Raw genomic sequence first — 26,022 nt, forward strand, 5'->3', positions numbered from 1 at the left:
CCTTGCCGAAGGGCGCTAAAGGCTGGTCACTGCTCTATGGCCGTGATTTGGAATTCTATGATTGCGTGGTAACGGTCGGCTTCGTCGCCGTCGCGAATGACGTTTGTTTGCAGCCATTCGCTTTCAATAATGTCGATATCATCTGGCACATAGTCGGACATGGCTTTCTGGATAAGTCCGGCGATAAGATATGCAGCATCTTCACCGGCCATTTCGTCCGTGCTTTCCGCAAAGGCGTGAAGCGTCACCCTGACAGAAGAACCAGTCCAGCAGGTGGCATCATAAGGGGTTGAGATAGCGCTGCCGTATTTTATGAAAGGAAAGGTCGGGTTAGCTGGTGCGCTCAGTCCATAAATACGGTCTTGAACGATCGCCATCAGGTCGCCGTCACCCATCAACTGATTGATGACCGAGCCTTTAATCGCAAGCGATAGGTCGGCTGCCATTAGGCTTCGTCCGGCAATTCTGTAGCCATGCCTTTTTCAATGAGATACAAGGCAATATTGCGAGGAAAGAAGTGCTTTCCCGCATCATACGCTGTAAAACCGCATGGTGTTTTCGCGCCATCACGAAAACGGGGGATATCAATGTGTTGATGCAGTTCAACAAGAATGTTGGCGCGTTTATCTGTTGCCTGTGTCTTAACGACACGGGCTTTCGTCCGTTTAGCCATGTTATGTTTCCTTATTTAGACGCTTGTCTGACCGCTCGCATCTGCCAGTATGAATGGGCGGGATCTTCTGTCACGCCGTAAACTTTCCAGTTCTGCCCGCCAGCGACAATCAGGTCATCACTGTTTGGCTTTTCGCCCTCAATCCCCTGTTGAAGGATAATCATGCGAACGTCTGTGTCCGTGTATCCAGCCTGCTGGCGCATGGCTTCGGTACATTCGTCGATTTGTACCTTGATCGTTACTGGAGGCTGTTTTACTGGTCGCATTGAGCCGGTTTTGGGATCGCGCACCATTGTTGATCTGATAAGTTGCCCATCTTCATAGATAGATGACAAGACAGATGAAAATAGCGCCTTGATCGATCCGTTTGAAAGCAAAGACATCATTTATTTCCTAGAAAGACACCGGGCCAACCGTAGCTGCCGCAATGTTGGTCTTTCGCATAAGGTGAAGCGCAGCCCATACCTGAAACTGTTACAACACGCGGTCCCGCTTTCACACGCCGCAATAGCTGCAAGAAGAACTGCCCGCATGGTGTTTGTGATAGCCATGACTGATAGTCAGAATTGCCGCCTGATGATTGCTGATAACGCGTCAACGATAGTTGCCCCGAACGGATAGTGCTGAATTGCGCCGTCCCGTCCTTTTGGCTTTGACTGTATGCATCAGCTCCAAGGCCATCAAGTGTCATGAGGTGACAAGCCGCAGCTATCATTGCAGGTTTATATAGCTTTTCGGGCCATGAGCCATCCACCCACAATTCGGCAAGGTCAAGATATGTTTGTATCGTATCGTCGGGCACGTTTGCGAATTGCGGCTTTGCAGTCTTGAACTGATCGACTGTCACCTTTTCAATTGCCATCGTTCAAAGCCTTGTCGATTTCAGATTGCAACCGTTCCTCTTTCCAGAGGTGGTGAGGTTTTTCGCCAGTCAATCCGGTATAATCTGCCTGCAACTGTTCGAGGTTGCTATCAGCGGGATTCTGTGTGGTTGTGACGGGCTTTTTAGGCTCGTCACTACCTTTTGTTTCGCCGATTTGGAAGTATCCGACATGGCGGTAGAAGGGCAAATGCAACGGGTCAATATCAACCGTGATTTCTCCCCTTGCAGGAAGTCGCTTTTTGCCACCACCTTTAACGTGAACATCATAAGGCGAGTTGGTTAGGTTTTTGATTGTTTGCATTTGCCCCTCCTATTGTTAAGCTGGAACCGGTGTCACGCCGTCGAGATAGCGAATGGCATTGGGCTTGATGACATCGAGTTCGCCAACGCGAGCAATACCCGGAACAACAAAGTTCAGAGCGCCGTCCTGATAGGCGGGAAGGAAGCGGTAAGCCATCGGTAAGGGCAATGAAAGAACGTCATCGCTATTGCGATAACCAACTGCACGACCGCCGCCAGCGATGCCTTCTGTAGCCGCACGGCTAAGCGCGGGCATATCAAGAACTTTAATCTGCTGCCCTGTACGACGTGTGTATTCGTTATTCTGCATAAAGAACGTTAGAATAGTCATATTGGGAGCAGTCACACCATAAGGTGTTTCGCTGATATATTTGAATGCACGAGGCGGCAATAGGATAGTATCGGCAAGAAGAGACGACATAATGCCGATGTCATCAATATTCTGATTGCCAAGAATAAGACCGTTAAGTTCCGCAACGATCTGCTCCGCTGTTTTATTGCCAGTACCATTAATAAGAACCCAAGCTGTATTCGGTGTAGCCGTACCAGTGTCCGGTGCCGCAATAGGTTTCACATACGCGCTATTTATAAGTCCTGTCCATTTCTTGCCTTTTGAGCCTGTGATGACATTACGCCATAAGAACTGTTCTGCGCCTTGACGTGCAGCCATTGCGCGGCGGTCACTCAATGGAACACCCATAAACATGGCCTTACCAAGTTCTTCTAGGTTCCACTGATACCCGATAGCGTACATATCAAACTGCGACATGATTTCTGACTGCTTTACATCAGCAAGTGGGATATCTTTAGCATAGCCAGACTGCCACTCAGCTTGACCCACATTTTCAATCTGTCCAGTATATTGCCCAAGCGCGAACTCAGGAAGATTGGTGTTGACTGGAACCAGAGCAGCATAATCCATTTCTGGATATTCCATCTGATAAACACGGGTATTGACAACATAACCCTGTTTGCGAGCATAGCCCATAATTGCTTGCGGCTCATCATAGAGCTTTTGCATAGCATCTGAAAAATTCGTATTCATTTGTTTGGTTTCCTTTTGTCAAATATTACGGATTGCTGCCACCAGAGCCGCCGCTAGTCGAGCCAGAAGCGCCAGGGATACGATGCAAGCGAACCTTGACAATATCGCCTGCTGCGGTTGCTGAGCTGTCAAATTCCGCGTTCGGGATTGTTACGGTTCCGGCATCTGAATATTGCTCAGTGGCAGGATTCCACTTAACTTCGCCGCCAATAGTGCAGACGCCTCCAGCAGCCACCCAGATAACGCCACTTTCCATCACAGGTACATTGTAGCCCTCAGAGTAGGATTCATCACCTGTTGTCTGGTCGAGTTCTGTAATGCCACGGAAAATACCGTTGGCAAGCTTGCGAACCTGTTCGCCTGCTGTACCGCGTTGCACTGGTTGACCATAATTGATCGGATAAGTGCCTGTATTTTCTGCAAGGCAAGTAACGGTGTTCCATTCTTCCATATTGACGCGACGACCGACAAGTCCAGCGTCCATAGTTGTTTTATAATTTGTCTGAAAAGGCATGGCTATTTCTCCTTATGCTGATTTTTTGCGGTTGAGGCGGTCAATCATTGCCTGATGCGCAGTCTTTTCTGCGCTTAATGAATCGCTTGCATCTATTTTGATACCAGCAATCGCACCACGAAGAGCGTTGTTGCTGTCTGTGGTTTTCTTGGCTGTATCCGCCAGAATATCGAAACGGGCGTCGATATAGGCTTCTGGCTTGTCTTTCATGGCTTCATCGCCAATCTTGGAAACCACAACCGCCTTGCGAATGTCGGCATCGGATAGACCAGCCGTTTTCACATCTGGCGCAATATCCTTGGCCACAGCAATGAGTTCGGCACGGGCTGCAACGCGGGCATCAAGTGCGGCTGCGTCCAATACCTCGCCTTTGAGAGCGTCGATTTCGGCGTCCTTAGCTGCCATTTGTGCATCTTTTGCATCAGATGCTTTCTTGGCTTCTGCCAGTTCCTCTTCTTTTGCTGCAACCTGTTCTTTGAGCTTATTCAACTCTTTTTCGACAATAGCAGCGTCCTTATCGGCCAATTCCACCGGAAGGCCATCAACTTGGATCGTTCGGTTACTCATTGACCGATTTCCTTTCATATCATTGTCACCGATTTTGAGTGTTGAACCGCCTCTCGCAGCGGTGACGACTGCAAGATGGTTCATGCGGAGATTGGTTTGCTTGACTTGGTAAGGCTGGCCTTCCGGCGTTACGCCGTCGCCGAAAACGAGTTCAGCGCTATATCCCATGGACAATTCGCGCTTACCGCCTTCAACGTCATTGATCGCTGCTTCATCCATCAGGACAAGAGGAACGCGAATGCTATCACCGTCACGGGCGATCTCGTCGCCGGTTTGTCCGATTGCGTATTGTTTCCAATTTGAAGCATCGACCATGACAGGCGGGTGATCGTTTGTTACTGGTCGATGCGCATATGACTTGAGAGCATCAGCGTGGAACACTTCATCTTCTGGGCGGTAGACATTGACCGTGGCTTTATCGCGCAGCCCATGAATATCCTGTGGGTCCACCTCATATCCGGCATAGACTTGAATGCCAGTTCGTGCCACCTTTGGAGTAGCAACAAGGTATCCGTCACCGGTACGGCGAACGCCGTCCAGAGTTAATCTGTCAGTGAATTGCATGGTCAGATAACTTCTTTTTAAGGGAAAAAAATGGAAGAGAAAATATTATATTTCTGGGTTCTCTCAGAGAATGATGATCAGAACTTGAAAGAAGGCGATAGAGTGCAGTTTATATCGTGGATTAGTCCAGAACCTATTCACAGTTCAACTAAGCTCGGGACAGCAACGATATGCGAAATAAAAAGCGGGCATGCTGTTTTGCATAGAACTCAAGACGACGTAGCGTATACTCCTACCGATAGTAAATTCGGGACGACTTCGGAACCCTATCGTTTTGCATCAACGCTTCATGATGATGATAGCTTTTACCTGCCGTTAAAGTGCTTGAAGAAAATTACGACCGCCGAATAGTAATATTCACCGCCTCTTTGACTTTTTCAGTTATATTCTTGCGGTTTTTTTCTACGGCAGGACGAAGAAACGGACGCTCTGCCATCTTACTCGTCCCGTATTCCAAAGCAGCGGAATAAGGCGCATGTGAAGTGACATGAACGGTCGGTGGGTTTTGCGCTTCGATAGTCGTTTCAATATTTGTATCGAGATAGCGTGTATCAGCGTTTGGTGGCTGTCCAGGACGAGAGGGAACGTGCCCTTTTCCCGATACGCTACCTTGCGTTATTGATCGTTCGGCTTCGATCTCAATATCTTGTCCTGCCGCATAGAGCGCTGCGACAACCTGCTTCATATCACGCATCCCGCGCAATCGCTTTTGGAACCTGTCGGCACCTTTGATTTTTGCCATCAAACTAACCTTAGCTTGCCTTTAGCCTTACAGCCACAAAACGGGGCGTGCCCGGGCGGGTCGGTTTTGGCGACTTCACTTGTCCAAGAAAAAATCTTGCCATTCCTCGCCAAGTGTTCCGGCCTGTAGTGTTTCTTGCCAGAATGGATCCATTCAAAATCGGTCATGCCCATTTGCAACTGGCGTTGTTTATCCAATTCAGATGAAAGCTTGACAGTCTGGTCGCTGGCTATGCGCAATGACCGGTCTCTTGCCATGCCCGTTGCCGCGCTTATCTGCTTCGCAACGTCTCTCACTGGCGTTCTGTTCTGTAGCCCCCTGAATACTATATCTGCAATCCGCCCGCGCGTTTGATTGGATACGTCACGGACAAGCGCAACGTTCCGAGCCAAGATGTCTTCCATAGTCTCTGTAACGTCATCGCCGCTTATCTGCGTTGATAGGTCAACATTCGTCGCGTAAAGAATGCTTCGTATAAAACGCCGCATATGCCACAACTGGAAGGATTGCGACCATGAACGGAATAGATTGCGGAAGGTGAACGTCGCCTGTACTGCGGCGCTCTCTATAGCTTCAATGATAACTTCGAGATCGCTTGCTCTATCCGCTATCATGCCGTCATTTGAACTAGCCTGCTCCAGCGACCGTTGATACTCAGGAATTATCTGTTCCTTTGAACCCTGCTGCCATATGCGCACGATATTGACATAGAGCCTCGCCAGATCGTTTTTTTGTGCTTTGGTGGTGTTTATCAAAGGCGCGTCGATTTGCGCTCTATGGCTTCCTTTGGCTTTAATCTGGCGCTTTAAATCAATCTTCTGCACATCAAACCTCTTCGATAAGGTCTTCAGTGCCTAATTCCTCAAAAATCTCTGGCCCAAAGATAATTTCACCCTGATATGGCGACATGCTATCTATATTCAAATTCTCTGAATTGTATGAAATAGTTATATGCGGTTGATACTCGTCATAATCCCACGAAGCGCCAGCCTCTCTAATCTCTTTATGACGCCATGACAGTTCATTCGACGAAATAAGGAGAACAACTGCGTCACCAAATTTCTCTATTAAACGTGGTCCGCCTTCGCTTATCGTGATCTCGTTTTGCCAAGACTCGCCGACTTTCATCCAATCTACAGGATTTCTCGAATAAGCGATAGTTACATGCAAGTCATCAGGCTTTAAAGTAGTTTCGAAACCTTGCATCTTTGCCCATGCTAAAATGTCTTTTGCATTTTTGACCTTGCGGCTTACGTATAATGGTTTTGGAGCCGCATCTGATACGTTCAGCGATCGCTCCACTTCTTCCTCTGTTATGTCAGGCAACGATAGGTCGTTCTCGGCATCCTGCATTGCTTGTTCAAGACCGGGATATGTTCCATCCTCTACAAGCTGGTTTTGAACACCAGTAGACAAAGCAGACGTTGGCAACAAACCGCTATTGACATAGGCAACAGTTGTTTCGGCTTTGATCTTTGCAGTTTCGGCCTGTTCCTTTTCTGTCGGCTGCCAGAGGCTATCCCATTCATAATGGATCTCATCGGGGCGCGAACCGAGAGCAGAACGAATGATAATCTCGTCCAGCGTTTCTATTGCTGGCGTTATCTCCATTTCCTGCATCGACCTGATATTGTCATAATAATTGACCAGATCGTGCTCACCAGTAGCCGCCAAGCCGCTGGCACTCTTGCCAATTAGTCGTGTTACTGGAATATCGGCTGCGCCCGCCATGATGGTTAGGAGTGTTGTCATAACATCAGGCAAGCCGCTAAAATTGATTTGCTTTTGATCCCACGTATCTTCTGCGTCTTTAATGACCGAGTTTGTCACGCTCTTGAGAACATTGGTCATCATGAAGCGTTTCATAATGGCCTGTTCGCCTTCACCATCGGCCATCATTCCAATCATATCGGGCAGCCCGTAGATATCAACCTTGGCTTCCTTCATTAGTGCAGCGATAACCGAAGCGCCAGCATCACTTGCCGTCACACTGTCGCGCATGTGTGCCCAAATACTATCGCCCCATAAAGTCGTATTATTGTTTGAAGCCACCTTGTCGCCGTTGAATAGGATTACGCGGGAGGGGTGAAGGTTGACCGATTGTCCGTCATTGGTGTTTATCGTCCAGCTATGAGGCTTACCATACCAGGGCGAAAACGGGTCGCTGATTAGATTGCTGTAACCTATCTGCTCTTTGGATAGCACTGTGATGCTTTTGAGAGCGCTCTTGCCGACTGTATCGAGCTGAAGCTCTTCTTCGTTCGAACCTGTCAAGCCTCCGATAACCATCACAGCGCCGCCATATAAACGCTGCCATATGATTGCTTGTTGCACCTTCTTTAGTACGCCATGCTTCTTCTCGACGGCTTCAATAGCAGTCACTTGCTCTTTTTCAGCTTTCCACGTCCGGCCTTGTCGCGTTGCATCTTTGGCGGGAACCGTAACGATCTTTTTAAACCATGTCGAAAAGCGGTAAGCGTTTTCTAAAGACTGGCAATCGCAGTTGTTTATATAGGTATCTGCGGACTGCTTTGGATTAGCGGCGCCAAGACCAGCAATCACATTGGCAAAGCCATCGAATGTCAGCACTTGGCCTTTATTTTTTTTTGTCATGAAAAAGCCTTTGCCATATCCGCGGCTGAATAGCCTTGCCTCTTAATCATCGGATTAACGCTATAGCGTAGGGCGTCTATCCCGTGATTGAACGCGTCTATTATCACCGGCAATACATCACCCGTGTTTCTGTCTGTCTTGTAGCTGTAAAGCCTGAACTCTCTTGCTAAATTGCTGCAGCGCGAATGAATAACGATCTCGCGGAATGAGCGAAGAAACTGAACTCCGTCCTCCACGCTGCCTTTCCATTTCGCGACCGCTTCTGATCTGGGCAAGCCATGACGCTTGAGATAGCTTATACTTTCCGGCCTAGCATTATCCCATCGCGTCACATATCGACCGAAATCAGGAATCTTCCCGCTTATGAATGTTGCTGTGTCATCAAGTTCAAGCTTTGTCTTATAAGCCTCATGGCTCACATACAGAACATCACCTGATATGTAGCATCGAACCGCAGCCGTTGGGTCTTGGCTGAAACCAAAGTCACCGCCTTGATATGGCCCATCCCATGAGGGTGATAATTCAAACTCGGATATCCGATATTTACCAGCAAACACTTGCGCATCTGTCAGCGTTAGAAACTGGCCTTCCCACACATGGTCATAAATCTCTGGTCGTAACCGTTGATCTTCGAGACGCTGTGTGTTGAGTATATCTGGAAACCAAGGGTTATCCGACCAGTTTACGTCCGTTACAACACAATCATCAGGTTGTTTTTCGATGAACCGCTTATGAGTAGCACTATCAGGGCTTTCAGGATTGTAACTAATCCAGTTTTCAGCTTTCCAGTTTGAGCCTTGTTCTCGCAGTGTTGGTATCAGCTTGCGCCAAGCTACCTCGGAAACGTTTTCCGCTTCATCTGTCCAGTTGCCAATGATGCGGGCTTTCGATTTGATGCTATCGAGATTATGACGCAATCCAGCGAACACATAACTGATACGTCTATTTTTCGTCCTTATGTATTTTTCGCCAAGTTCGAAATAATCGTGCAGCCATGGTTCTGAACGTATGGCCGCTTTAATCTCTTCCATCGAGCTTTCATCGAGACTGTTTAAATGCTCACGTGAAGCGAGAAAGACGCCTTCGACACCCATCTCAGCCAATTGATAAATGCGCAGCGCCGATCGCTTTGCTAGTGCTCTTGTTTTGCCTGATCCTCGACCACCCTTAAAAACACGTGTTCTCGCCTCATGGGCAAAGTTCTTCGTGATTTTGGGGATCTCTTCAATCGTCGCTTTCGTCATCTGCCTGTGGTGTTATAAACTCGATGACGTTTGGTTTTGGTGTCATCGAACCGTCACTCGACTGTAGGTCTAGTTCGCGCTTATCCCGCCAGTCTTCTGGCCCTGCGTTTTTCAGTGCGAAAATAGTAGATGTAACGACAGGCCCCGTTGCTGCGTCATTTAAGAGCCGTTTTTCTAGGAAAGCCTGCCTTTTTACTTGTGCGAGCTTTACAGTGTCCGCAAATTCTGGATGCCTATCGACCCATTCATAGACACGTTGCCGGTGTATCCCTATTTCAGCGGCTGCCGCAGCAAGTGATAACCCTGTGGACATAAGCGCTAATATCTCTTCTCCCATCTCTGGGCGGAAGTCTGTAGGGCGTCCCATTGGCTTTTGATTATCTGTCATGAGTAAACGCCTTTACGCTATCGTATCAATCCACGCTTCTATAAAGCGGTCTTCTATTTTAGCGACTTTTGCGTTCCAGCTTTTGCCTGTTCGCGCTGTGATTAAAAGCGTATCACCAACGTTGATTTTATCTGTTTTACCGTTTGCCGATAGTTTGATTAGAACACCGTAGTCACATAAATATTGTACGCTTTCTACCTCAATAGGCCCTGTTTTGACGAATGAGACAATCGGCAAATGAATGCTTGCCCATTCCATATCTTCAGGATTATCTTTTGAGGTGCCTTTCCCCGGTTCAACAATCTTCATTGTTACCGTCACGCATACGTCATCTCTATCAGGATTGGCGCAATCAGGAAGATCAGTGCCAATCTCTGCAGATTGCAGTTCAAAGCCATCAGGCGTTGTAAAGCCGAGGCGCTTTAATACTTCTTCATTGATCTGCATTTTAACCCCACATCACTTCCGCGATACCGTCATTGCTTCCGATGGCAAGAATTTTATATTTGCCATTAGGTAGCCTTGAGGCTTTATAGCTTGTGTATATACCCGCCAATTGTAGGCGTCTGTTTGCTACTGTATAAAGTTCTAGTTTTATATCGTTTACGTAACCGCGCTCGCTTTCTGGAGGGGCTTGGTCTATGTATAAATCTGAACCTTCGCGATCAACCTGGCAAATGAGAGTGCTTCCCCACCCCTTTAAATTATATCTTTCAAAGACTGCAATGTATCTCGTAGCACCGGGTGCGGTCACTTCAAGGTCACTCATGTGCAAGCTGATGTGTTCGAGTAATGCCTTATTGATCTGCATGTAATGCCTCGATACGATCGAACATATTCATCCCAGTTCCATATATGGCACGGTTGAAAGACATAGATTGGTCTAAAGCTTCTTGAAGGCCCGCAAGCAGCATGTTTAGTCCTTCGATAAGGAGTTCAACACCCTCAGCCCTAAGCCTCTCGCCTTGGATAACTCTGCTTGCCTTCGCTTTAGACAGGTGGCGTAATGAGTGGCGGCGTCCTTTGCTCATTTGATCGCCTCGACTTTTATTTTCCCGGTATTTGGATAAGCCCACAATATACGGTCGCCCACAGCGAATTGAGGAAGTGGGCTATCCTCGTTTTCCTGCTCCACTACAACTGACTTTAAGGTTCCTGCAGGGAATAAAAGCCCGCGTCTATAAACTTGCTTAGCCATGCTGGGCCTCAGTGTTGAAAGCAGGAACGTCACAACGCGCTTTTAACGTCTGTCTGTCAGTTGATCGGTTGCTTGTTGTTCCTGCAAATCGTTGTAATTGTATCGGCTTGGATCTAGATGCTCGTTGCCGATCGCGAAGACGATAACATCATCGTCAGCAATCTCGCGTTGCGCTCTCATATCCCAGCCTCTATGGATAAAGTCAGGCTTTCCAAATACCTTGATTGCACTCCAGTATTCTTCACCGCGAAAGCCGACGAAGTGAATACAAGGACGCATTTTGGCTCTCACATTCTGCCGTTTTTGATAGACAAACTGTTTTGACTTGCACCCACGCGAATAAAGCAAAGGCCACCTTAGATTGCTCTTCGGTAGCCTTTGAACCCATGGCACGCCAATGGGCCGGTAATGCTGGATCAGAAAACGCGGTCTAGCCGCAACGCCTAAAATCTTGACGCAGTTATAGTAGTGCCGTATTTGTCATTAAATAATTAGTGACATGTTTTTGCAAGAAAAAAATGACGTTCAAGCGCGTTTAAAAGCAAGCGCGTTGCTCCGACTAAGTATGGCAGTTCTAAATCTTCAATTACAACATATTGGAGCGCTGCATAAAGATTATCATAACGGTTATCAAATTGCGCCTCTTGAATAGCTTTTTTGGCTGCTTGGTACTTCTGCTTTGCGATGATACAAAATTCCTCATAAAGCATAGGATCTTCAGCGCTGCTATGCTGGTCATAATATGCACCAGGTGATTGCTGTGCCTTCTTGAAATTGTTGTCAATCTCAAGATACTTTACCGCTGCATTGTACTGGTCTTCGCTTATACCGCCACCTTCAACCCCCATCATGAAAAGTCTTCCAATATAGGTTGCCGCCCGAGGGTCTTTAGCTTGTTGCATACTTAATCCTGTATGTTTTGCTCGCATTGAGATAGCGAGTTTATCAATTGCTTCTTTTGGTTTTTTTGCCCTTAACCGGCGGCCATTAGGTTCGCGCTCGATACCCTCAAGTTTTGGCCGTCCACGACTACGCTTTGACCGTAACTTGTCTGCTTTTGATCGTGCTTTGGTTTTGATTGTCTCTTGTCCGAACATTATCGTGCCTTTCTCAATGTTCTGCCCATTTTCGCGCGCTTTACTCGGTACACTTTCACGCCATGTAAGATTGTTGTGTGGTCTTTCCCGCCCATGAGTACGCCTATTCTGGGGTATGAAAGCGGGGTTAGCCTGACGGCCCAATACATGATTGCTTGCCGCGCAAAAGCTATCTCACTGTCGCGCCGTACTGAGCGGATTTCATTGCGGGTAATCTTCAGCGCCTTGCATATGCGGAACTCAATCTTCTGATAGGTGCTGCGCTTTATGACCGGCTCTACTGTTTCAGTTGTTTCCGTTTGATTGGCTGCTTCAAGCAGCTTCAGTGCCTTCTCAAACCGTTCTTTCGCGGCAATAGCTCGCTCTTCATTCTCGCGCTTTACGGCTCTCAAACGATTGTTGCGGGCGGCTCTTTCAATGAATGCCGGATTGTAAGACGGCTTGAAGTGTATGCTATCGTCTATGAATCTCATGCTTGCCCCGCTACTATCTTGTACCAGTCGTAAGCGTCGATTTCGTCATGCAGGATAACAACGTCACCGCCACGCCAACTATTGGCAAATTCTGTTTGATTGTCGTTAAGGCCCTTGCCGTATCCCTTCCGCCCACTCTTGACCTCGACAAGATAGTTCTTGCCTCGAAAACCAACGAGCAAGTCAACGGGCTGGTTAAGCCGATAGACGGACATGTGAAGTTGTTCCAGAACCCTCACAATGCCTTTTTCTGATAGGTCGCGTTTGGCTGCTCGTCTCATAGCCTATCCTCCAAATGGACATCAATGAGGCGAAGTGCAGCTATAGCTCTTGGTATTCTGAACTCAGACGCTAAGCATTCTACCGTGCCTCCTTTGTTCGATTGGATAAGTTCTTGTCGACGTTTTATAAACAGGTCGCTAGGCACAATAAGTTCAAGTGCCAGCCGCCTTGCCTCGTTATCTATCTCTGTGGATGCATCACTTTTGTATAAAACGTTGTCGTTTAATACACCGCCCAATTCTTCAATGACGTGCTGGTGAAGGATAAAATGCGAAAGCATATGCGCGAGTGTGTATCGTTGCCGGTTCGGGGCTTCAAAGCGGTTTATGTATATAAACCATCTGCCATCAACCTTCTTAATGCTGCCGGAAATGCTGCGCTTAAGGTTTGCAGAACGTTTAACGATCACACCCAAATCTTTTGCAATATCGCCAATTTTCACAGGCGCTATTTTCAAGTGTTGCTCGATTTTGGCCTTCAGCTCTGGATTTAATTCAGCGATCATCATTCGCCCACCTCCAAAGGAAAGCGGTCAAGTGCATTGAACAGACACCGGGGCAATGAGCCTTTGTACTGCCACGCCTCGGCTTCTGCCTTTACGCTGAATGCCGCATCATCCGGTATTCCATCGCATTCCTTGCCAAAGTGCTCCGTATATGAGCGGCTTCCGTCTTCATGTTCAAACAGGTTAATGTAAACTTCACGGCATGAAACACCGGTTGCATAGTGACCAAACGCAGTCGCTTTGAATGTCTTTTCAGCCTGCTTTCGAAAGGGCCAGATCATTTTTTACGCCCCTTAATTGAATTAAAAATCTCGCATGAAAAAAGAACTATGGGGGTAAATATCGCGATGATTAAACAAAGCCCGATAAGCCATAGGAATAGAAGGCCCAATAGCTGCAAAGAGAATAAAAGCAAATCACCCATCTTCCCACCTCACTTCATTCCAAGAGCGTCTTTGTAAAGCTGCGTCATGGCTTCCTCTTCCTGACGCTCATGCTCTTCCTTCTTGCGAAGCCGAATGATTCCGCGCATGGTCTTCTTGTCAAAGCCGGATCCTTCAGCTTCCGCATAAATGTCCTTGATCTCGTCGCTTACGACTTTCTTTTCAGCCTCTCGGTTTTCAATGCGCTCGATGAAAGAACGAAGTTGTCCTGACGCCACGACATGCGCAACATGCGCGTCATATCCGGGGGTATTTGTTTCGGTTTGTGTGGTCATGCTGCTGCTCCTTTGAGAAATGTAATCCAATGTGTACCAGCGGATTTCCCTGATTTATGACCGATGACTGGCTTGTGTGGTGTAAGGGCGAGGATTTCGCGCACTGGAATATCCTTTTCCGCCCACTTGAAAATCAATGTTCCGTTTGGCTTTAAAACCCGGAATGCTTCGGAAAATCCTTTGCGCAGATCATCGCGCCATGTTTGTTTGTTTAGCTTCCCATACTTGAGCTTGAGCCAGCTTTTATCGCCGACATTTACAAGGTGCGGAGGATCAAACACGACCAGGTGAAAACTATCATCTGCAAATGGCAGGTCGCGAAAATCGATATTTATATCAGGGCTGATTTCAAGCGTACGACCGTCGCAAAGCGTATGTTTTTCAGCGCGTATGTCGCCGTAAATCGCTCGATCATCAGATTTGTCAAACCAAAACATTTTGGATCCACAACAAACGTCGAGAATAGGTTTTTCCATTATCTGGCTCATGCTGCCTCTCCTGTGTATTGGTTGATTGCGCCCTGAAGCTCTTGAAAGCGTTCTGCCGTTATGCTTTCGGCTGGCGATTGTTCTTCATCGGCTTTTATGCGGCGTTTGATAGCTTCTATTTTACTCCGTTCAAGCCTTTCAAGTTCTCGGCAGTAAGCGGCCAATTCGGGCGCTGCTGGCATGAATGTTTTGTTGAAGCCATCTGCATTGCCCTTAATGATGCGGATCACGCTTTCACGGATTGACCAACTTGAGCAGCCTTCAAGAGCAATCATGTAGCCCTTGGCAACGCTTTCCCCATCCATATCTCTTGGAAGCTTCATGGCACCTGAGAGCAAATAGAATTGATCCATGATTTCATCTGCCGTTGCTGGCAACGAGAGTGAGTTGAGGGCCGCTGTGACTATCCGTTGGGTCTTCTCGATCTGCGAAGGGGTCAACTTCTTGCCAGCCTTGAAAATCGGCGGATACCCCTCTTTCATGAGCGTGGAAAGCTTGTCTAGCGTTGAATTCATCAGAGAGACCGCGCATTGCGTCGATGACTTTGCGAGCTGACGGTCGGTTGTCTGTGTGAGCGCTTGCATGGTTTTGCTCCGTGATGGTTGCAGGTTGGTCGTTCCAGCGTTCTTGGTTCAGGAAGGTTGCAGGGTTCATCCATGACCTGTCAGGTGGCTTGTGGGCGATGTATCCCCTTAGCCCCGCCATGATGCTTTCGAGATTGTTTGACGTTCTGGCTTTGAGGAAAGCTTTGAGCGCTACAGGCTTGCCGACCTTGTGGGGATAGGCTGGCCAGAAGGTCCCGTGAAATTCAGTTTCGATTTCCCGTTTTGCCGATGCGCGTGTTTCGTTTGAGGAAACGATAGTTTCCGAAAACGTGGGATAGGGGTTATTTTCTTTAGGGGGGTATGGGGGGACCTTTCTTTTAGGGGAAAGGGGTAACGTTTTGTCACTGTTACAGTCACGTTTCTGTAACGTTACAGTAACGGTTTTATTGTCACGATGACGACGAACACGTTCCCGTTGAGACGCCTTGCGCTTTTCCTCTTTTTCTTCGATACCAGCCAATATTTCCAAAACGCCGGACATCTGTTCGGCTGATAGTTTCAGAGATGAGAGGTGACGAAGAGTTGCGGCGTCAATGCTCATTCCGACGTTTCCTTTCCGCTTCCGCCTTCAGTTCCGGCGCTATCCAGAGTGCGCTTGAACGTGCGAAACGCAGCAAAAAACGCGCGAACGAAATTCTCATCTTCGCCCACAAAGAAACTGTCTGCGGCATTGATAAGATCGTCGATCTCTTGTGCTTCCTTGCGGCCATAATAAATTCCCGTGTAATCTTCGATCTGGCGCAACTCGCGCGGCTTTAATGAAATACGTTCATCTGCATACCAAACGTCATTCGTTCGTGTGTATGACCAGCCAAGCTTGCGAGCGGCGTACCGAATACGTGCTTTGATCTGGTCGCCCACCGAACGCGGCGCGATATGCTCTTTCAAAATCTGAGACGCAAAAACTAATTCAGACATTTCGGAAAACTCCGAAGGATTTTTGGACATTTACGAAAACTCCCAAGCTATTTTTGAACTCATGAAAGGAGATCAAAGACAGCCAGGAGTTGATGAAATTGGATTTGAACCGCTCGGACGTGTTTTGTTTAGGGTAATGTGTGACGTTCGAGCGAAAAGGGCGGGGCTGGTCAATGCGGGGGAATCTGCAACCAGCCCCGTTTCCGCACAACAGCAAGTCGTTAAACTCGTGCGGAAATTGGAATAGATCGGCAATGGCTTTTATTTCAGTGCGTATGCTTTCGTTTGTCGTCGCATAAGGGGAGTTCACAGCCAGCCATTGCCTGTTACACGGGCGAGACTGTGAAGTAGAAAGATCGCGCTGGAATGCGCCCCGTGTGATAGTTGAATTGATTGAAATCGTTATGGGGGTCATTTGCGTCCCCGGATTTTAGCTTTTAGATATTTATCCCTAGCCACAAGGGAGTCAGCAACCATGCTGCATAGGCTTAATGCTATACGGTCTATAGCATTAAGAGCTTCGCTGATTTTCTCGCATACAAAGCTAATGCAAAAAAGAAAAAACATGATTGCAAAAAGCATCACTTCAAGAGCTTTTACAAAGATAAGAGCTATCCAGTACAAAGCCTTCATGCTGCGTCCTCCTGTTTGGAGGGGCGAGCGATGGACACTGCCAACTTTTTATATGATACCCCAACAATATGACGGGAAGCTGCCTTTGATATCATTACATCCCAGTAGACTGCTGGAACAGAACCGCGCCGCCTCATGGCTTTAGCTGTCCCATAAGCAACGCCTATATCGTCAGCAAAATCCTTTAAAGAAGGCCATGAATTGATAATTTCTGTATGTGTCATAAGCGTAAAGGTACAATATATACCCTCAACTTGTCAATACGCAAAGATATTACTTGTACCCGATAAATGGGTATAATTTAGACCATGAATATAGATCTCAAAAAACTTGAGCGCATTGCTCGCGCTAAACGACTTGTCAAAGCCAGGAAAGATGCAGGTTTTTCAGGCCCTACGCCCGTAGCCAATTTGCTTGACATCAATGTCAATAATTATAAGGCACACGAAGCTGGCCGTAACGGTTTTGAAGCGGTTGATGGTAAGCGTTATGCCAAGGCATTCAACGTTAGTTTGAAATGGCTGATGTTGGGTGAAGGTGACCCGAATGATTTATCAGAAGAAGTTTATGATATACAGCCGGTTCCTCTTATCTCGTGGATTAGTGCCGGTGAAATGACGGAACAAGATAGCGTCACTAATCTATCTGATTACCCTGTTATTGAGACGGTAAATCTTCCAGAAGGGGAGTGGATAGCGCTGCGTGTTGACGGCCCTTCCATGAATAAAATAAGCCCGCCAGATTCGATCATATTTGTAAATACACGCGATAGACGGCTGGTAGCAAACGGCTGTTATGTCATTGCAGATGAAACAGGCAAGGCTACGTATAAGCGGCATAGGCCAACCGAGACGCCACCCTGGCAGCCCGCGTCTTATGAAAACATTGACCCGCCAAAGCTTGAGGGCGCAATCAAAGTGATTGGCCGCGTCCGGCGCTCTGTTATTGATATGTAGGGGAAGACGAAACGTCAGCGTTTTATATATTTAGCGAATCATCTATTTTAAGTTGTATTGTTATGTGGAGGGTACAACTTAAATGTCTTTCAATGAATCTGGCGGGCACGCTGTAGGTGCTGATGTTAAATATAAAGGTATAAAAGACATAGTAGCTTATTCCCATAATGGCGAAACCATAGCTCTTCGAGCAACAGATGGTTACATCAACGCGACGGCGATGTGTAAGGCAGCCGGTAAAGACTGGAGCAATTATCGAAAAAACGCTGAGACTGAGGAATTTTTAAAGGCTTTAGAGATGTCCCTTCGAATTAGAAGGGACCTATTAATTCAAACAATATCGGGTGGCCCCAATAGTGGACGAGGGACTTGGGTCCATCCACAATTGGCAATTAACCTAGCCACTTGGCTAAGCCCAGAGTTTGCGGTTCAGGTATCTGAGTGGGTTGTTGCTTGGATGATGGAAATAGCTGATAGAAAACCTGCATATCCAGATTTTTCGAATATCTCTGAGGATGAAAAACGATTGTATTTGCGGGATCAAGTTACATCTTCCAATAAAAAATTAGCTTCAGCTGCACGTAGCGCCGGCGTAATCACTGGATCGGACTTTAGTGTTTTCCAATCATTTGGTTACCAAGGAATGTATGGTGGCCGTAATGTATCAAAAATAAGGCAAGCAAAAGGTTTGCCGACAAAAGCAGCCATTCTGGACCATATGGGTAGCGCCGAGCTGGCCGCAAACTTATTCAGAATTACGCAAACAGAAGAAAAACTCATAAACGAAGGCATTTCTCATAAAGCTGCTGCTAATAACGCGCATTATCAGGTCGGAGAGCGCGTTAGAAAGGCTATGCTTGAAATAAGCGGTGTTACACCAGAAAACTTGCCTGTAGCACCAGATGTTAAAAAGCTTCAAAAGCAGTTGCAAAAACAAAGCATTTCAAGCCCTAAGGCAGAAAATAAAAGTTCATCTATCCAATTTAATTCTGATGATATTGCGGAAATTGAAGGCAACAAAACGCCATTTGATAATAAAGTAATCAATCTGCGTGATGACCTCTGGAAATATACAATATTGATAGCCGCCACTAAACCAGATGGCTTCATAACAACTTCAGAATTGATTGATGAATTCCCTAATTACATTACTGTTCCGGAAGACACAAAAGAAATACTAAAGGGGCGTAATGATAGTAAGTTTTCGCAACTGGTAAGAAATCTAAAATCACATAAAGCTTCAAAAACTAACTTCATCTATCAAGGATATGCTGAGGACGTAAAAGGTGGTTTTAAGGTAACTGATAAGGGGATAGCATTTATTAAAGAATATTTTTCGGAATAGATAAAGCGAAGGAGGTTATTATGGGCAATTCACGAAAAATTAATCTTAGTAGTAGGCCATTTGATACTGTCGGCGAAGCTACAGTTTTTTTTACGCGTATGCTGAATGCCTATAACATAGGTGAGCGTGTATCAGAAAAAGATGAAATACATTTGAGGGGTTTAATAGAACGCCATGATGAGCCTGATGAAAAAGTGGGGCCAGGAATAGACCATTTTGAAGTTAATATACCTCCTGAGCATTCAGGCAAGTGCTTTTGGGCGGTTTGGTTTAATGGGCATAAAATAGACTTCTCAATTAGACACTGCCTAAAGCCGCATCCGAACGATAAAAAATAGTTGTTGTCTTTGTTTCGTATCCGCTATTCATGACGTTTAAAATCCCCCGCCCGCTCCGGCGGGTTTTTTTATTGCCTTACGGTGGTAGATTACGAAGTCGGAATTCCGACCACGAAAGCACCACCCTTTATCCCCGCAATACATAGGCTTATGCCTGTGCACCCCCCCCATTCAGTCACCATCCCCATTCCCCACGTGCCAGCAGTGAGCGCCGTTGATTCGGTATTATTGTGTGTTGAAATAAAAAAAAAGAAGAACAGGTATAATTTATATCTTTTTCACTTGACTTGATAGGGTACAAGTTGTACCTTGATTACATAAACGAGCCACGAAGAAGCGCAAGCCGATCTGGCAAATGGAGTAAGTCAAATGCAACACATGTTTATTCAACCCGATGAAATGCTGTTAATCGTAACTGGCTGTGACGAAGATGTTTGCTTCAAAGGCCCATTCGCGAATGCAAACGCCATTATCAATAAAATTGAGGGTGTCGAAGGCATACAGCAACTTTTGCGCATCAACTGCAAAGACAAGTCAATCGAAGATATTAGCGAAGACGTTGCCGCCGCTTATGATGATGGCGTGATAGGGTCGGATCGCATGTTTGAGGCTGCGATTTCCCACCCATTCGTTGCAAACTCAGAAGCGTTTGAGAATTCCGCAAGTGACGTTGACTATGAGATGTCCAATGACCGCAAGTATGGCAGCTATGCAAGGCAGCATCGCGTGACAGCTTATGACGTATTGCCAAGCTCTTCATTCGGGAGGGCAGCGTGATGTTTTACAATTTCCCATCAATACTAAGAAAAACAACAGTCTATTTCACGTGTGAATGCTGCAATAAGCCAAAACGCAGCCGCACCATAACGGTTGAAAACACGGTCAACCCGTACAATCGAAATGCGGATGGTGAAATAAAAACTTCGCAAGAGGTTTTGGCTGACGTCAAGCAAACTTTGAAATCTGAAAAAGAGGCGTTTCTCCGCAAGCCCGTTTGTAAGTCTTGTGAAGACGGACTTTCATATGATGAAAAGAAAGAACTCAGAAAATTAAGAAATCAGGTTTTGCAATGTGTGGAGGCAGCATAATGCGCCTCTTTATCACAGCCCTTCAAGACACAATCGAAATCATTTCAATCATTGCCTTTCTCACGACTGTCATAGTCTGGGCAAGCGTATTCGCAGGATAACATATCATGGGAAGCTATCTTCACACATATCACAAAGGCCATAAGCTATATTACGCTGGCTTCTTTGATGGAAAAGTCCACGTTGAGCCGAATAAAGAAGACGCTATTCACTACTTAAATACAGACGCTGCACGTCTTGCCGCTGTTGACCTTGCGTATGATGCAAAGCGGTCTGACTTCCAAGTGGAGACAAATTCACATGATTAAGATTGAACGAGTGGAGGCTTTGTTTTCTGCCGTCAAAGAACTGCGTGATGAAACACGGAAGTACGTTAAGGCGTCACAAAAGCTTGCCGAGAAAGATCATCATGCACAACGTAGCTATGCTGCTGCAAAGCTAACTGAGCACGCCCGCGCTTTGAGCGCGCTTGAGGATAAAGCTCATGCTCTTGCTGTTGACTGTGGTCTTTCACCACTGCGTGATCTTCAATGCTACGAGCCGCGCGTTGTCAACAATAACGGCTGGCATGACCACCTATATCACCCGCCACGGCCTGAACGTCTGCCGCCGTTGGAAAACAAAAGCCACGTTCATTTGATGGGCATGAATAAAGAACATAGGAGAGCCTCATGATTAGCCGTCGGGATGAAGCCAGTAGTCAAGGAATGCTTGACAACTCAACTTGTAAGAAACGCTTACAAGTTCAAGTGCCTGACATTGTTAAAGCTTTGAAATGGGAGGTTTTGGACGGTTGGGCTGAGTCAATGCCCTCGAGGGGCGAAGCTAATAACGAAACAAAAAGTCTTTGGCTCATGGAACGCCTTTTATCCGTAGTGAAAGGCGGTGCGTGATGACCGACAAGAATGATTATATAATAAGCCTAGAGCCGTTGCAGTTTAAATACCGGGATAACGAAGAAACAGATTGGCTCTATGTTCCACACAGTTATCGAATTGCAACAAATGATCGGTATGGGGCCGATAAAGATGAAGAACGGTTTTATTCGGTTTTTATCGTTGAGAGTCCATCTAGCCCATGGGGTGATGAAGGCTCCAAAGAATTTTTGTCGCGTCATTCAACGCGAGAACAGGCGGAAGCCGCTGCAAATCAGCATTTCCATGACTGCATTACTGGCTGGATAAAATCCATTGAGAGAAAACCCACTGTATCGGGCGATAGCCTGAAAGGCGGTGCGTGATGACACCTGAACAGTTGAGACAGAAGGCTTTAGATAACGCGTTAGGTGTTTTTGATATCTATGAAAACGTCAAAAAATATACTCAACGTGAATGTGTGACCGCTGCAATTAGCACTGCCCTTGACGTTCTTTCCGAAGGCATTGGCTTCACAAAGCCAGATCTATTACAGCCCGTCATTGTGGATAGGTCAAAGCTGGAAGAAGCAGCCCGAATTTATTTTGAAAAAATGTTTGGGAGGGCACCCACAGAAAGAGACCTTTTTCAAGGTAAAGGTGAATTTTTAGACGCTTTAGACGCTTTGCTTCAGGCTGGAGTCATAAAGCCAGCACAGGAAGAGCAGCAACCCGAACAGCCAACGTTGCGAGACTTTTATGCTGCCGCTGCTTTGACCGGCATATATGCAAGCGGCATCGACAGGGGTCTATCTGGGGTTGGAGAAATAGCTAACACTGCGCTTTTCCAAGCCGACGCCATGCTTGCCGCCCGTAAAGCGGAGGGCAGCAAATGAGTAACCAGCCCGCAATCACAAATATCAATGAGGAACAGAAAATGGCACAGAACGCTGTGGTTGAACGTGAAGACAATCAAGTTGTAGTTGATACCGTTGGCATCAATCCTTTCCAGCTTCTTGACCGCGCTATTATGAATGGAACCGCACCTGATGTCATCTCAAAGCTAATGGACATGCAAGAGCGTTGGCAGTCTGGTCAAGCACGAATGGCCTTCAATGATGCGATAGCAAAAGCAATGGCACAGATACCAGTTGTCATAAAAAACAAGAAGGTTGATTTCACAAGCAAGAACGGCGGGGCGAGAACAAACTACAGCTATGAAGATCTATCTAACATATCCGAAGCTGTGAAGCCTATTTTGGAAGAGCATGGACTTTCATTCCGTTTCAAAACGGAAAACGGAAATGGGGTTGTAAAAGTCACCTGTATCATTGCGCACAAGGACGGTTACTTTGAAGAAAACTCATTGACTGCACCGATTGACGCCAGCGGCAACAAAAATAGCATTCAGTCAATCGGGTCAACTGTCACTTATCTTGAACGTTATACGCTTAAAGCCGCGTTGGGGATAGCAGTCGCAGAAGATGATGATGGGAAAAACGCCGTCGCAATAGACTTTTTGAACGATAAGCAACGTGATGAAATAACAAGCCTTGTTCATGAAACAGGAACGAACATAGCAGCATTTTGTCATACTTATGGCGCGACTTCAGTGGCTGAAATCCCTGCCAATATGTTCCATATTGGCAAACAGCTTCTATTGGCTAAAAAATCAAAGCAAGCTGTCGAACGGGAGCAGTCCAATGCCAATAGTCATTGATTGCGAACAGGGTACGCCTGAATGGTACGCGGCCCGTGCTGGAATACCGACGGCATCGGAATTTGAAGCCATTATTGCAACCAAAAAGAACGGCGAAAAGACTGCCGCTTACAAAGCTTTAATGATGCGGCTTGCTGGCGAGAGGATAACGGGGGAGATCGCCGAACCTGTCAGCAGTGTAGCAATACGCCGGGGTCATGAAATGGAACCAGTAGTTCGCGATGCCTATTCGCTCATTACAGATGAACAGCCTCAATTGATAGGATTTGTTCTTGCCGACGATAAACGTAAGGGCTTCTCACCTGATGCTTTCATTGGTGAAAATGGCATTCTTGAGATTAAGACCAAGAAGCCGGAATTTGTCATTGAGTGCATTTATGACGGTGAATTCCCAGAAGATCATAAAGCACAATGCCAAGGCGGGCTATGGATATCCGAACGCGAGTGGGTGGACATTATGGTCTATTGGCCTGGCATCCCGCCCTTTATCAAACGCTCTTGCCGTGACGAAGCTTACATAAAGCACCTATCGCGCGAAATGGATAGGTTCAACGATGAACTAGACCGCATGGTCGAAAAGGTCATCAATTACAATTCTTATGAAGTTATGGAGGCCGCATAATGGCTGGTTCAGTTAATAAGGCGATCATTATCGGAAATGTTGGTGCTGATCCAGACATACGCCGGATGCAAAGCGGCGACCAAGTGGCATCACTGCGTATAGCCACTTCGGAAAGCTGGCGCGATCGCAACACAGGTGAGCGCAAAGAAAAGACCGAGTGGCACAGCGTGGTTGTTTTCAATGAAGGTCTGGTCAAAGTCGTCGAGCAGTACGTCAAAAAAGGCGCGAAGCTTTACATTGAAGGCCAATTGCAAACGCGCCGTTGGCAAGACCAGCAAGGCAATGACCGCTACACGACCGAGATAGTCCTTCAGAAATTCCGTGGCGAATTGCAGATGCTTGATGGCAAAGGCGGCAATGACGAACGCTCGGCACAATCACAGCAAACAAGCACAACCACCAGCAACCAATATGCAGAGCATACAGGCGCATATAGCCGTGATCTGGATGACTCTGAGGTGCCATTTTAGGAGGCGATGAAATGAGCAAGGAAACCGCGCCTCTATACCTTATCAAGAAAGGTAATGGATTATTGCCTGCATCTGAAATGGATATGCGTATTCTGGATGCTATCCATGATGGCGAAACAGTTGAGACGCGCATCAAAAACCGTCGCAACGGTGGCAGGTTGCGGGCTTATTGGAAGATGCTGCATGAGGTTGTCAAAGCGACTGAATGCGCACCGTCGATTGAAGCTTTGCACCAGATTGTCAAACTTGAGACAGGTCACACAACAGACGTTCTATTGCGCGGTTACAAGGTGAAGATTCCTGCCTCAATCTCATTCGACAAAATGACCGAACCGGAAATGATTGATTATTTCGAACATGCCAAGCGGTTTTTAGCCGAGGCATACGGATACGTTCAGGAGAAAGCAGCATGAGCCTTTTCAAACGAATTTTTGGGAAAAGTAACAAGCCAACGGATCCATGTGCTCTTGTGATTGATGCTGATAAATACAACGCATTTGTCGCCAGCACCCGTGACAAGGCAGAAGAACAAACCAAAGCTAAGAAAGCCGTTAAGCCTATTCACGAAGCGGCCAAGCTTATCACCACCATGAAGCTGAAGGCAGAGATTGCAGGAGGCGCTAATGGTTGAACGTATCCAATTGAAAAGAAATAAGGGCTGGAAGATGCCAGAAAACACCGTGAAAGTTACGCGCCCGCTAGTGTTTGGTAATCCTTTCATCTGCGATGACCCTAGCATAGCAGTAGATGCTTATGAACGTCTTATCAGTGGCGGCACACAATGTTTTAGTATGTCACCTGATGGACTCCGATTTGCTAAGAATTTTCACCCCAAAACAACACATTGGAATTTTGCCACATGGATGAAAGAAGAGGGGTTGCCTTATCTTCGAGGTAAAAACCTTGCGTGTTGGTGCAGTTTAGACAAGCCATGCCATGCCGAAGTTTTGCTGCGAATGGCAAATGCAGGAGGCGTTAGATAATGGCCGCATTTCGCATTCAGCGCCACCCAGAAGCATTCTCGAATGCTCCGTCCAAAGGTAAGAAGCGCCCGCGTCAAACCGACGAAGCGCATTTGAAATGGGTTAGAACGCTACCTTGCTTGATAACAGGCAAATACGGGGTAGAGTCCGCGCATATCCGCTTTGGCAACCCGATATTTGCAAAACGCGAGACAGGGCGTGGCGAAAAGCCAGACGATAAGTGGGTTGTACCGCTTTCACCAGAGATGCACCGAAAACAGCATTCAATGAACGAAAACAAGTTTTGGGAAGAATACAAGATCGACCCATGCCAGACAGCAATAGCACTCTATGGCGTGACGGGTGACGATGACCAAGCTCTCGTCATCATAAGAAACGCGAAGAAAGGTTAAACCATGACCCAACAGGCAATATACAGGCAGCCAGCTAAGCTAGTGTGGAAGTTAAGTTACCTTACAGAAACAGCCCATACGGTGTTCGGCACTTATTATGGAGTGCGTCATATAGGTGGCAGGGATGCATGGGAAGCTTACTATTCCACAAGCACATGTGTCGAAACATACGGTTCCACGAATTCGACGATTGGAGAGTACGCATCTAAGGAGATAGCCAAAGCCGCTTGCCAAGCCGACTATGACCGCCGATATGCTTTGGCAAGTGTTGAAGTGGGGTTCACCCAATGACCCAACAGACAAACATAGCAGACATTGTGACGCCGCTGAAGTGGGAAACCCACATAGGTGATGGTAATTACGACCATGCCCTGGTCGAATACCTTCCAACAATGAACCTGTTTGCCGATAATGATAAGTGGAGCGTAAGCTGGGGTGATTTTAGGTTTGCACAGGGCGGATGCGGTAATGTTTTGGTAGGCATGAGAAGGGCTGAGGCCGCCTATAAGAAATTGATATTAGCATATATCGACCTCACCAAGCTCCAGCCACAACCAGCACCCTTCTGGAAGCCTATAGAGCAATGCCCGAAGTTGGAGGGTTCTTATTATGACCTTTGGGTCATGGAACCAATTTATCACGGCGATGGTATAGTAAAAGACCATTATTATCGCCTCCAAGACTGCTATTTTTATGATGGCGAATGGTATTATCTCGGCCAATACAGACAAAAAATAGGTGGGGCAATTCTCCCAATCGCCTTCGCCGAAATACCAGCCTGCGAGGTGCAGCCATGACAGTAAAA

Annotated in this window: 46 protein-coding genes; 18 read left to right on the forward strand and 28 right to left on the reverse strand. The window is 46.8% G+C overall.

Annotation, left to right across the window (positions count from 1 at the left end):
• Positions 1-26 precede the first annotated feature (26 nt).
• The 28 genes from ACYSNS_RS09645 to ACYSNS_RS09780 form a co-directional block, all read right to left on the reverse strand.
• Positions 27-446 carry a DUF3168 domain-containing protein gene (locus tag ACYSNS_RS09645; RefSeq protein WP_461722945.1) on the reverse strand — a complete coding sequence of 140 codons (420 nt, stop codon included), beginning with the start codon at positions 444-446 and terminating at the stop codon, positions 27-29.
• Positions 446-673 (reverse strand): hypothetical protein, encoded by a 228-nt coding sequence (locus tag ACYSNS_RS09650; protein ID WP_461722946.1) that lies wholly within the window; start codon positions 671-673, stop codon positions 446-448. Before ACYSNS_RS09650 ends, ACYSNS_RS09645 begins: the two co-directional genes overlap by 1 nt.
• Positions 674-684: 11 nt before the next feature.
• On the reverse strand, positions 685-1,059 hold the full coding sequence (locus ACYSNS_RS09655; protein ID WP_461722947.1) for a hypothetical protein: 375 nt from the start codon (positions 1,057-1,059) through the stop codon (positions 685-687).
• A complete protein-coding gene (locus ACYSNS_RS09660; protein WP_461722948.1) occupies positions 1,056-1,535 on the reverse strand; it encodes a DUF4054 domain-containing protein in 480 nt (159 codons plus the stop codon). Before ACYSNS_RS09660 ends, ACYSNS_RS09655 begins: the two co-directional genes overlap by 4 nt.
• Positions 1,525-1,857, reverse strand: coding sequence for a hypothetical protein (locus ACYSNS_RS09665; protein ID WP_461722949.1), 333 nt, complete (start codon positions 1,855-1,857; stop codon positions 1,525-1,527). The genes ACYSNS_RS09660 and ACYSNS_RS09665 overlap by 11 nt, the downstream gene beginning before the upstream one ends.
• Positions 1,858-1,872: 15 nt before the next feature.
• Entirely contained in the window at positions 1,873-2,901 is a 1,029-nt protein-coding gene (locus ACYSNS_RS09670; protein WP_461722950.1) for a major capsid family protein, read from the reverse strand.
• Positions 2,902-2,926: 25 nt separating this feature from the next.
• Complete coding sequence (locus ACYSNS_RS09675; protein ID WP_461722951.1) at positions 2,927-3,415, reverse strand: structural cement protein Gp24; 489 nt, start codon at positions 3,413-3,415, stop codon at positions 2,927-2,929.
• Between the two features lie 12 nt (positions 3,416-3,427).
• Positions 3,428-4,546 carry a DUF2213 domain-containing protein gene (locus ACYSNS_RS09680; protein WP_461722952.1) on the reverse strand — a complete coding sequence of 373 codons (1,119 nt, stop codon included), beginning with the start codon at positions 4,544-4,546 and terminating at the stop codon, positions 3,428-3,430.
• Between the two features lie 334 nt (positions 4,547-4,880).
• On the reverse strand, positions 4,881-5,288 hold the full coding sequence (locus ACYSNS_RS09685) for an HK97-gp10 family putative phage morphogenesis protein (protein ID WP_461722953.1): 408 nt from the start codon (positions 5,286-5,288) through the stop codon (positions 4,881-4,883).
• Complete coding sequence (locus ACYSNS_RS09690) at positions 5,288-6,112, reverse strand: phage minor head protein (protein ID WP_461722954.1); 825 nt, start codon at positions 6,110-6,112, stop codon at positions 5,288-5,290. Before ACYSNS_RS09690 ends, ACYSNS_RS09685 begins: the two co-directional genes overlap by 1 nt.
• Position 6,113: 1 nt before the next feature.
• Positions 6,114-7,901, reverse strand: coding sequence for an anti-CBASS protein Acb1 family protein (locus tag ACYSNS_RS09695; protein ID WP_461722955.1), 1,788 nt, complete (start codon positions 7,899-7,901; stop codon positions 6,114-6,116).
• On the reverse strand, positions 7,898-9,145 hold the full coding sequence (locus ACYSNS_RS09700; RefSeq protein WP_461722956.1) for a PBSX family phage terminase large subunit: 1,248 nt from the start codon (positions 9,143-9,145) through the stop codon (positions 7,898-7,900). Before ACYSNS_RS09700 ends, ACYSNS_RS09695 begins: the two co-directional genes overlap by 4 nt.
• Positions 9,126-9,533, reverse strand: a complete 408-nt coding sequence (locus ACYSNS_RS09705) for a hypothetical protein (RefSeq protein ID WP_461722957.1) — start codon at positions 9,531-9,533, stop codon at positions 9,126-9,128. The genes ACYSNS_RS09700 and ACYSNS_RS09705 overlap by 20 nt, the downstream gene beginning before the upstream one ends.
• A gap of 12 nt (positions 9,534-9,545) precedes the next feature.
• Positions 9,546-9,980 (reverse strand): hypothetical protein, encoded by a 435-nt coding sequence (locus ACYSNS_RS09710; protein WP_461722958.1) that lies wholly within the window; start codon positions 9,978-9,980, stop codon positions 9,546-9,548.
• Position 9,981: 1 nt separating this feature from the next.
• Positions 9,982-10,344 (reverse strand): hypothetical protein, encoded by a 363-nt coding sequence (locus ACYSNS_RS09715; protein WP_461722959.1) that lies wholly within the window; start codon positions 10,342-10,344, stop codon positions 9,982-9,984.
• The gene (locus ACYSNS_RS09720) at positions 10,331-10,564 is read right to left on the reverse strand and encodes a hypothetical protein (protein ID WP_461722960.1); all 234 of its coding nucleotides are present in this window, start codon (positions 10,562-10,564) and stop codon (positions 10,331-10,333) included. The genes ACYSNS_RS09715 and ACYSNS_RS09720 overlap by 14 nt, the downstream gene beginning before the upstream one ends.
• A gap of 209 nt (positions 10,565-10,773) precedes the next feature.
• Positions 10,774-11,010, reverse strand: a complete 237-nt coding sequence (locus ACYSNS_RS09725; RefSeq protein ID WP_461722961.1) for a hypothetical protein — start codon at positions 11,008-11,010, stop codon at positions 10,774-10,776.
• Positions 11,011-11,222: 212 nt separating this feature from the next.
• Positions 11,223-11,828: a hypothetical protein gene (locus ACYSNS_RS09730; RefSeq protein WP_461722962.1), complete on the reverse strand. Its 606-nt coding sequence runs from the start codon at positions 11,826-11,828 to the stop codon at positions 11,223-11,225.
• Complete coding sequence (locus ACYSNS_RS09735) at positions 11,828-12,301, reverse strand: helix-turn-helix domain-containing protein (RefSeq protein ID WP_461722963.1); 474 nt, start codon at positions 12,299-12,301, stop codon at positions 11,828-11,830. The genes ACYSNS_RS09730 and ACYSNS_RS09735 overlap by 1 nt, the downstream gene beginning before the upstream one ends.
• On the reverse strand, positions 12,298-12,582 hold the full coding sequence (locus tag ACYSNS_RS09740) for a hypothetical protein (RefSeq protein ID WP_461722964.1): 285 nt from the start codon (positions 12,580-12,582) through the stop codon (positions 12,298-12,300). Before ACYSNS_RS09740 ends, ACYSNS_RS09735 begins: the two co-directional genes overlap by 4 nt.
• Positions 12,579-13,091, reverse strand: coding sequence for an ImmA/IrrE family metallo-endopeptidase (locus ACYSNS_RS09745; protein WP_461722965.1), 513 nt, complete (start codon positions 13,089-13,091; stop codon positions 12,579-12,581). Before ACYSNS_RS09745 ends, ACYSNS_RS09740 begins: the two co-directional genes overlap by 4 nt.
• Entirely contained in the window at positions 13,088-13,369 is a 282-nt protein-coding gene (locus ACYSNS_RS09750; protein WP_461722966.1) for a hypothetical protein, read from the reverse strand. The genes ACYSNS_RS09745 and ACYSNS_RS09750 overlap by 4 nt, the downstream gene beginning before the upstream one ends.
• Before the next feature lie 152 nt (positions 13,370-13,521).
• On the reverse strand, positions 13,522-13,806 hold the full coding sequence (locus ACYSNS_RS09755) for a DUF2312 domain-containing protein (RefSeq protein ID WP_461722967.1): 285 nt from the start codon (positions 13,804-13,806) through the stop codon (positions 13,522-13,524).
• Positions 13,803-14,282, reverse strand: coding sequence for a class I SAM-dependent methyltransferase (locus tag ACYSNS_RS09760; RefSeq protein ID WP_461722968.1), 480 nt, complete (start codon positions 14,280-14,282; stop codon positions 13,803-13,805). Before ACYSNS_RS09760 ends, ACYSNS_RS09755 begins: the two co-directional genes overlap by 4 nt.
• Positions 14,283-14,290: 8 nt before the next feature.
• A complete protein-coding gene (locus tag ACYSNS_RS09765) occupies positions 14,291-14,647 on the reverse strand; it encodes a hypothetical protein (RefSeq protein ID WP_461722969.1) in 357 nt (118 codons plus the stop codon).
• Between the two features lie 4 nt (positions 14,648-14,651).
• Entirely contained in the window at positions 14,652-15,440 is a 789-nt protein-coding gene (locus ACYSNS_RS09770; RefSeq protein WP_461722970.1) for a hypothetical protein, read from the reverse strand.
• On the reverse strand, positions 15,437-15,817 hold the full coding sequence (locus ACYSNS_RS09775) for a hypothetical protein (RefSeq protein ID WP_461722971.1): 381 nt from the start codon (positions 15,815-15,817) through the stop codon (positions 15,437-15,439). The genes ACYSNS_RS09770 and ACYSNS_RS09775 overlap by 4 nt, the downstream gene beginning before the upstream one ends.
• Before the next feature lie 411 nt (positions 15,818-16,228).
• Positions 16,229-16,450, reverse strand: coding sequence for a hypothetical protein (locus tag ACYSNS_RS09780; RefSeq protein ID WP_461722972.1), 222 nt, complete (start codon positions 16,448-16,450; stop codon positions 16,229-16,231).
• A 308-nt stretch (positions 16,451-16,758) separates the two neighbouring features.
• Between ACYSNS_RS09780 and ACYSNS_RS09785 the strand changes: the two genes are divergently transcribed.
• The 18 genes from ACYSNS_RS09785 to ACYSNS_RS09870 all read left to right on the forward strand — a co-directional run bounded on the left by ACYSNS_RS09785 (position 16,759) and on the right by ACYSNS_RS09870 (position 26,014).
• Complete coding sequence (locus ACYSNS_RS09785; protein WP_461722973.1) at positions 16,759-17,406, forward strand: S24 family peptidase; 648 nt, start codon at positions 16,759-16,761, stop codon at positions 17,404-17,406.
• Between the two features lie 82 nt (positions 17,407-17,488).
• Complete coding sequence (locus ACYSNS_RS09790) at positions 17,489-18,751, forward strand: KilA-N domain-containing protein (protein ID WP_461722974.1); 1,263 nt, start codon at positions 17,489-17,491, stop codon at positions 18,749-18,751.
• 20 nt (positions 18,752-18,771) lie between these two features.
• Positions 18,772-19,089 (forward strand): DCL family protein, encoded by a 318-nt coding sequence (locus tag ACYSNS_RS09795; RefSeq protein WP_461722975.1) that lies wholly within the window; start codon positions 18,772-18,774, stop codon positions 19,087-19,089.
• 369 nt (positions 19,090-19,458) lie between these two features.
• Positions 19,459-19,866 (forward strand): hypothetical protein, encoded by a 408-nt coding sequence (locus ACYSNS_RS09800; RefSeq protein WP_461722976.1) that lies wholly within the window; start codon positions 19,459-19,461, stop codon positions 19,864-19,866.
• On the forward strand, positions 19,863-20,177 hold the full coding sequence (locus ACYSNS_RS09805) for a hypothetical protein (protein ID WP_461722977.1): 315 nt from the start codon (positions 19,863-19,865) through the stop codon (positions 20,175-20,177). Before ACYSNS_RS09800 ends, ACYSNS_RS09805 begins: the two co-directional genes overlap by 4 nt.
• Positions 20,178-20,284: 107 nt before the next feature.
• Positions 20,285-20,485 carry a hypothetical protein gene (locus ACYSNS_RS09810; RefSeq protein WP_461722978.1) on the forward strand — a complete coding sequence of 67 codons (201 nt, stop codon included), beginning with the start codon at positions 20,285-20,287 and terminating at the stop codon, positions 20,483-20,485.
• Entirely contained in the window at positions 20,478-20,852 is a 375-nt protein-coding gene (locus ACYSNS_RS09815; protein ID WP_461722979.1) for a hypothetical protein, read from the forward strand. Before ACYSNS_RS09810 ends, ACYSNS_RS09815 begins: the two co-directional genes overlap by 8 nt.
• Positions 20,853-21,069: 217 nt before the next feature.
• Positions 21,070-21,417 (forward strand): hypothetical protein, encoded by a 348-nt coding sequence (locus ACYSNS_RS09820; protein ID WP_461722980.1) that lies wholly within the window; start codon positions 21,070-21,072, stop codon positions 21,415-21,417.
• On the forward strand, positions 21,417-21,926 hold the full coding sequence (locus ACYSNS_RS09825; RefSeq protein WP_461722981.1) for a hypothetical protein: 510 nt from the start codon (positions 21,417-21,419) through the stop codon (positions 21,924-21,926). The genes ACYSNS_RS09820 and ACYSNS_RS09825 overlap by 1 nt, the downstream gene beginning before the upstream one ends.
• The gene (locus tag ACYSNS_RS09830) at positions 21,923-22,750 is read left to right on the forward strand and encodes an ERF family protein (RefSeq protein ID WP_461722982.1); all 828 of its coding nucleotides are present in this window, start codon (positions 21,923-21,925) and stop codon (positions 22,748-22,750) included. The genes ACYSNS_RS09825 and ACYSNS_RS09830 overlap by 4 nt, the downstream gene beginning before the upstream one ends.
• Positions 22,734-23,372, forward strand: a complete 639-nt coding sequence (locus ACYSNS_RS09835) for a lambda exonuclease family protein (RefSeq protein ID WP_461722983.1) — start codon at positions 22,734-22,736, stop codon at positions 23,370-23,372. Before ACYSNS_RS09830 ends, ACYSNS_RS09835 begins: the two co-directional genes overlap by 17 nt.
• Entirely contained in the window at positions 23,372-23,842 is a 471-nt protein-coding gene (ssb, locus tag ACYSNS_RS09840; protein WP_461722984.1) for a single-stranded DNA-binding protein, read from the forward strand. Before ACYSNS_RS09835 ends, ssb begins: the two co-directional genes overlap by 1 nt.
• A gap of 11 nt (positions 23,843-23,853) precedes the next feature.
• Entirely contained in the window at positions 23,854-24,255 is a 402-nt protein-coding gene (locus ACYSNS_RS09845) for a hypothetical protein (RefSeq protein ID WP_461722985.1), read from the forward strand.
• Positions 24,252-24,473: a hypothetical protein gene (locus ACYSNS_RS09850; RefSeq protein WP_461722986.1), complete on the forward strand. Its 222-nt coding sequence runs from the start codon at positions 24,252-24,254 to the stop codon at positions 24,471-24,473. Before ACYSNS_RS09845 ends, ACYSNS_RS09850 begins: the two co-directional genes overlap by 4 nt.
• A complete protein-coding gene (locus tag ACYSNS_RS09855; RefSeq protein ID WP_461722987.1) occupies positions 24,466-24,825 on the forward strand; it encodes a DUF4326 domain-containing protein in 360 nt (119 codons plus the stop codon). Before ACYSNS_RS09850 ends, ACYSNS_RS09855 begins: the two co-directional genes overlap by 8 nt.
• The gene (locus ACYSNS_RS09860; protein ID WP_461722988.1) at positions 24,825-25,217 is read left to right on the forward strand and encodes a DUF968 domain-containing protein; all 393 of its coding nucleotides are present in this window, start codon (positions 24,825-24,827) and stop codon (positions 25,215-25,217) included. Before ACYSNS_RS09855 ends, ACYSNS_RS09860 begins: the two co-directional genes overlap by 1 nt.
• A gap of 3 nt (positions 25,218-25,220) precedes the next feature.
• Positions 25,221-25,508, forward strand: coding sequence for a hypothetical protein (locus ACYSNS_RS09865; protein WP_461722989.1), 288 nt, complete (start codon positions 25,221-25,223; stop codon positions 25,506-25,508).
• Complete coding sequence (locus ACYSNS_RS09870) at positions 25,505-26,014, forward strand: hypothetical protein (protein WP_461722990.1); 510 nt, start codon at positions 25,505-25,507, stop codon at positions 26,012-26,014. The genes ACYSNS_RS09865 and ACYSNS_RS09870 overlap by 4 nt, the downstream gene beginning before the upstream one ends.
• Positions 26,015-26,022 lie beyond the last annotated feature (8 nt).

Source organism: Bartonella sp. LJL80 (assembly GCF_054871565.1).